The organism is uncultured Cellulomonas sp. (assembly GCF_947494015.1).
Taxonomy (GTDB): Bacteria; Actinomycetota; Actinomycetes; order Actinomycetales; family Cellulomonadaceae; genus Pengzhenrongella.
The window spans coordinates 1-316 of sequence record NZ_CANLTL010000042.1; the positions used below are offsets into that span (position 1 = coordinate 1).

1 protein-coding gene is annotated in these 316 nt (G+C 75.0%); it reads left to right on the plus strand.

Annotated features, from left to right (window positions below; translation table 11 throughout):
• Positions 1-316, plus strand: a 316-nt coding sequence (locus tag Q0840_RS18990; protein ID WP_298462747.1) for a collagen binding domain-containing protein, incomplete at both ends; no start/stop codon positions are given.

A 316-nucleotide genomic window follows, 5' to 3' on the forward strand; every position in this document is an offset into this window, starting at 1 on the left:
GGCGTGCCGGTGGCCGGTGCGGTGTTCGAGGTCCGCAACGCGACGTGCTCGACGGTGTTCTCCCGGATGCGCACGGGGACGGACGGGTCGTTCCCGGTGACGGCGTTCCCCGGGACGTACTGCCTGGTCCCGGTGTCCGTGCCGGCCGGGTTCACGCTGCCCGCGACGCGGACGTTCGTGGTCCCGGCCGGGGCGTTCACGGTCGCCGTCGAGGTCGCCGGCGGCCCCTCGACGGGCCAGGTGGTGGCCTCCTCGGGGGGCGTGCCGGTGGCCGGTGCGGTGTTCGAGGTCCGCAACGCGACGTGCTCGACGGTGT